4 protein-coding genes are annotated in these 4,656 nt (G+C 65.3%); 1 reads left to right on the top strand and 3 read right to left on the bottom strand.

Annotation, left to right across the window (positions count from 1 at the left end; translation table 11 throughout):
- Genes ACR0IM_RS24380 through ACR0IM_RS24370 form a run of 3 tightly spaced genes read right to left on the bottom strand, consistent with a single transcriptional unit; the run spans window position 1 to window position 4,128 of the window.
- Window positions 1-1,380, bottom strand: a complete 1,380-nt coding sequence (locus tag ACR0IM_RS24380) for a polysaccharide biosynthesis/export family protein (RefSeq protein WP_480683474.1) — start codon at window positions 1,378-1,380, stop codon at window positions 1-3.
- Between the two features lie 25 nt (window positions 1,381-1,405).
- The gene (locus ACR0IM_RS24375; RefSeq protein ID WP_480683473.1) at window positions 1,406-2,059 is read right to left on the bottom strand and encodes a YjbF family lipoprotein; all 654 of its coding nucleotides are present in this window, start codon (window positions 2,057-2,059) and stop codon (window positions 1,406-1,408) included.
- The gene (locus tag ACR0IM_RS24370; protein WP_480683472.1) at window positions 2,056-4,128 is read right to left on the bottom strand and encodes a YjbH domain-containing protein; all 2,073 of its coding nucleotides are present in this window, start codon (window positions 4,126-4,128) and stop codon (window positions 2,056-2,058) included. Before ACR0IM_RS24370 ends, ACR0IM_RS24375 begins: the two co-directional genes overlap by 4 nt.
- 212 nt (window positions 4,129-4,340) lie before the next feature.
- Between ACR0IM_RS24370 and ACR0IM_RS24365 the strand changes: the two genes are divergently transcribed.
- Window positions 4,341-4,598, top strand: a complete 258-nt coding sequence (locus tag ACR0IM_RS24365; RefSeq protein ID WP_480683471.1) for a hypothetical protein — start codon at window positions 4,341-4,343, stop codon at window positions 4,596-4,598.
- The last annotated feature ends 58 nt before the right edge of the window (window positions 4,599-4,656 follow it).

Genomic DNA, 4,656 nt, shown 5'->3' with positions numbered 1-4,656 from the left:
TTAATTCACTGCGGCGTTGATAGGAGTTGTTACGAGGGATGGTGTGATTTGGCTGATTGTTCTTCCCCATCGGGTGACGGGGTTTTCTGCGATGAAGATGATGTCGTTTGAGCGCAGTTCGAACTGCGCGGCGAGGGTGAGGTGTGCGGCGTTTGTGGTATCGAGGTGCCAGGCGGTGACGGCGCCGAACTCGCGGGGGTCCTGAGCGGCGCGCAGGACGTAGACTTCCGACGCGTCGCCGGTTTCCTTGGCGACCCCGCCGCCGGTGTCATAGAGCGCGTCGGCCAGGGTGGCCGAGTGGTTGAAGGGCAGGGCATAGCGGCCCTGTGTGCGGACCTCGCCGCTGAGGTAGACGTAATCGCGGTCGATTGCGTCCAGCTCGATGGACTGGACGAAGTTGTCGCGGCGCTCATCCAGGTCGGCGCGGCGCAGATTGACGGCAACGTTCAGTTCCTGCAGCGCGGTCTGGCGGCCTTCGAGCACGGTCTCGCGCAGGGCGATCTGCTGGGCAAAGTAGCGCTCGGCGCGGTCGAGGTCATAGTCGGTATCGACAAAGACCGAGTCATCGGCGATCAGGTTGAGGTTCTGCAGCTCGGTGCGGGAATAGAGGTCTTCCAGCGGGATCTGGTAGACATTGCCGTCGCGGTAGATGCGGACCGAGGAATTGTCGATATCGCTGACCGAGACGGAGCCTGCAGCCGAGATCGCCTCGCCCAGGGTCAGCCGGGTCAGGGTGATGGGTTGCACGCCGGGCTGGCCGACGGCGCCGCCGACCGAGACGCGGCGGGAATTGAACTCGGTAATCTCGAGGCTGAAGGTGGGGTCGATCTGGTTCTCGACCAGGCGCTGGAACAGCAGCGCCTCGGCCTCGTCCACGGTAAGGCCGACCAGGCGCACGCGGCCGACATCGGGGATATTGATCGAGCCGTCATCCTGCACGGTATAGCCGTTGCGGCTGTTTTGCGCGGCCAGCAGGCCCGACAGCTCTCCGGCTGTTCCTTGCGTGGACGGCGTGGACAGCACCAGCACGTCGCCGATGCCGATGGTATAGGGGCCGGGATTGGCCTGCGGCGGCGGGTCCAGCTGCAGCCCGGCGCGCGACCCGTCCTGGGTCGAGGGCGCCTCGGGCAGGGGGCCGGTGCCGCGCAGGCTGGCGGAGGAGCCCGATCCGGCCGACAGCGCGAAGACCGAGGGCAGGGTCTTGGGCGAATAGGGTGAGCGGTTGGCGACCAGCACGGTCTCGGGCGTCACCGGCACCACGCGGACCTTGCCGGCATCCGACACGCCCGCGGTCACCGAGGGGCTGCGGTAGATGGTCGAGCATCCGGCGATCAGGCCGGTCAGGGCCAGTGCGCTGAGGAAAAGGGAAGTATGACGCACGAGCTGTCCTCCGCTGTTCAAAATCTTAACTATCATCGGGCACCCGTTTTATGAACATGTTGCCCAGGAAATCGCCGGTCCATTGCGAGGACTGGACGATGCGGCCGGTGCTGGTCTGCACCCAGTAAATGTTGCTGAACTGCTCGGCCAGCCCATAGCAGTCTTCCTGCTGTTTTTGCGTGGCGACGGGGGTGCCGCCCAGCACGACCGTGTCCGCGCCCCGCGGGGTGATCCGGCATTTATAGGCGTGCAGCTCGATCTCGTCATTGCCGTTGAGAAAGCTGTGGAAGCGTTCGACCTGGCCTTCCCCCCCATTCAGGATCAGCGCGGCGCTCTGGCGGATATCCGAGCCGGCCAGCCCGCCGCCGAAGCCCTTGGCCGAGGTCAGCATCCCCCGCTCCAGCGTGATGGTGGCGCCGTCCGCGGTCAGCCAGGTCTGCACCCCGTCGCGTTCGGTTTCCAGCAGCATCACACCGGCCAGATCGCGGGCGGGAAAGCCGACCTCGAGCCGGGGCGGGATCGGGCGGCGCGCGGCCAGCGCCTCGGCGCGCGGATGGAACCGGGGCGCGTTGGGACGCAGCGCGCCTATCAGCAGATCGACATCCTCCTGCGCTTCGCCGCAGGAGATCAGCAACAGGGCCAGCAGGGCCAACGGGGCAGGGCGTCGCAGGGCCTTCATCGCCAGAACCTCCCCCAGCCGCGGGACAGGTCCTGGGCGCGGGCCTCGCGGGTGACGCCGTAAAGCCGGTTGCGCACGTTCAGCCGCGCGCCGCCGTCCCGCAGGACCGGGCGGATGGTCTGGGCGATCTTGTTGCGCGACGGACGCCCGGTCAGCCACGAGATGGGGATTTCGATCCGGATGCCCTTGTCGAACGAGCCTTCGCCGAACTCTTCCGAGCTGACATTGGTCAGGGTAAAGAAGGCCCCGACCTTGAAGCCGTTGTTGAACTCGCGCTCCAGGGTGAAGGTGGCGCCATAGTCGCCGGCCAGGTAACGCCCGACATCGACCTGCGCGTGATAGTCGCCGGGCAGGTCGTAATAGGCCGAGGCATGGCCGGTGGCGACAGTGTAATCCTGAAAGCCGAACAGCACGTCGAAGTCGCGTTGGGCGACGTAATTGGCCTCGACCCCGAGGGCCAGGCGGCTGTTGTTGGGGTACCACAGCAGCTCGGACGAGAACCCGCCGAACATGGTCTCGAGATACCCCAGCGTGGTGCGGGCATAGAGGTTCTTGCCCGGCCGCCACATGTACTCGGCGGTCATGTGTTCGACGCGCAGGTTGGATTCGCGGGCATAGATCGCCCAGTCCGAGCGCACATGCGGCAGCGGTGAATCCGAGACGCGGGTGCTGTCATCCAGCGTGCTGAGGACCGGCTGGCGCAGCTCGGTCGACAGGGTGAACCCGGGCAACAGGGTGTAATCCAGCCCCAGCGCAGCCCCCAGCTCGTATCGCAGCGGGTCGTCGGGGTCGAAGAACGAGAAGTTCAGATAGGGTCCGAACCGGTAGGAAAAATGCGGATAGGCATCGCTGAGGATGCCGCCCTGCAGCAGCGGGATCGTGTCGGACACCTCGGCGCGGGCAAAGCTGCGCCAGGCATTGTCGGGATCGTGCTCCAGCTCGTAGAGGTCGTCGCGATTGACCCGCACGGCGCTGAGCGGCACGCCGTTCGACATCAGCGCGATGTCGAAATGTTCGGTCTGCGGCGGTTCTTCGTTGGCCAGCACGCGGGCGGTGCGCCCCAGCGCCTGGGCGGCCTGGCCATAACGGTTGTTCTCGACCCCGACCCGGACGGTGTCGCCGGTCCCGGACAGGTAGACCAGCCGCAGCCCTTCCTGATCCAGCGCGCCTTGCAGCTGCGCCCGGATGTCGCCGGGGGTGCGGTCCGGGGTGGCGGCGGTCCGGGGTGCGGGTTGCAGCGGCGGCGGTGCGGCGCCCTGCCCGCCGGGGGTCACCGCTTTGCGCGGATCGACGAAATAGCTGAAGGTCAGCCCCAGCGTGGTGCCATAGAGATAGGAGGCGGTCAGCTGGGTGCCGTTATTGAAGCGGTACTGGGCACCGACATTGATGGGCGAGCGGACCTCGAACCCGGTGCGTTCGCGCTCTTCGGTGTACAGGTCCGGCGAGTATTCCGCCAGCAGCGTCAGGCGATCATTATAGGCCCAGCTGGCGCCGCCGAAAAAAGCCGCGTCACCACGGAACCAATTGCCGGCATCAAGCTGCCCGGTGCTGCCGATGCCACCCTCTTCCCGGGCCGGGCGGGTTTTGAGGCTGTCGGAGAAGATGCCCAGAGGGTTCGTGAAAGCGCCGCGTCCGGCCATGCGCCCCCAGCCGATGCCGCCGGTCAGCTTGAACCGGTCCTGAATGGTTTTTGTAGCCACGAAGTATTCCGCGGCATAGATGCCGGTGCCGCCGAAATCGCGCAGCCCCATCACGATGGCCGGGCTGTGCCTGCTTTCCTCGCGCAGCCGGAAATGGACGTCGAAGCTGCGGTCGTAGAAAGTGCTGGGGGGATTGGTGTTGGTGTTGAACCCGTCAAGCACCGCATAGCGGAAGCTGCCATGCACCCAGGGCAGAAACTGGAAGGTCATCGTGCCCCGCCCGGTGTTTCTGAACCCCGAGGCGGTGAAGACCAGCGTGCCGTCATCGAACATCTCGGCGGTCGGGATCTCGATCAGGCCGGGCGTGCCATAGGTCGAGACAGACTGCGCCTGCGCCATACCGGTCGCAACCGCACACACCAATGCCATCAGGCCTTTCCGCCTTGCTGATACCGCTCGAATCTTCACGTCAGATTATCACTTTTTTTCGGCGTCTGATTAACGGGTTTTGTCTGTGGCGTCTTGCATCAATTCGCTGCCGCGGAAATTCCGGCAAATCCGTGCATTTTTGCGGATGCGGCATTCTCAGGTCCGGCCCGTTGTGATAACCTTCGACCAAGACTTGTTTAAGGAGATTCACGATGCTCAGAACAACACTCCTGATTGTGGCGCTTTCGGCCACCGGTGCATATGCCCAGGACGCCTCGGACGCGGCGAATGCAGGCCAGAGTGATGCGGCGGGCGCCGCCGCCGCGGCCGCCGAAGGCGGCGTAACCGGCTTCGTCCCGCTCGTCGCACCCGCTCTCGGCGTGGCCGCAGCCGCTATCGGCGTCGCCGCAGCAGGCGGCGGTGGCGGCGGCTCAACAAACAGCACAACAAGCACCGTCAGCACAAACTGATACATATAAAACCCACAAAAACGGCGCGCTTGCCCAACGCGCCGCTGCCGAAAAAAAA

It is taken from the genome of Ruegeria sp. BF6 (genome assembly GCF_056538665.1).
Note: the sequence above shows the minus strand (reverse complement) of the source record. Positions and strands in the feature narration are given on the sequence as shown.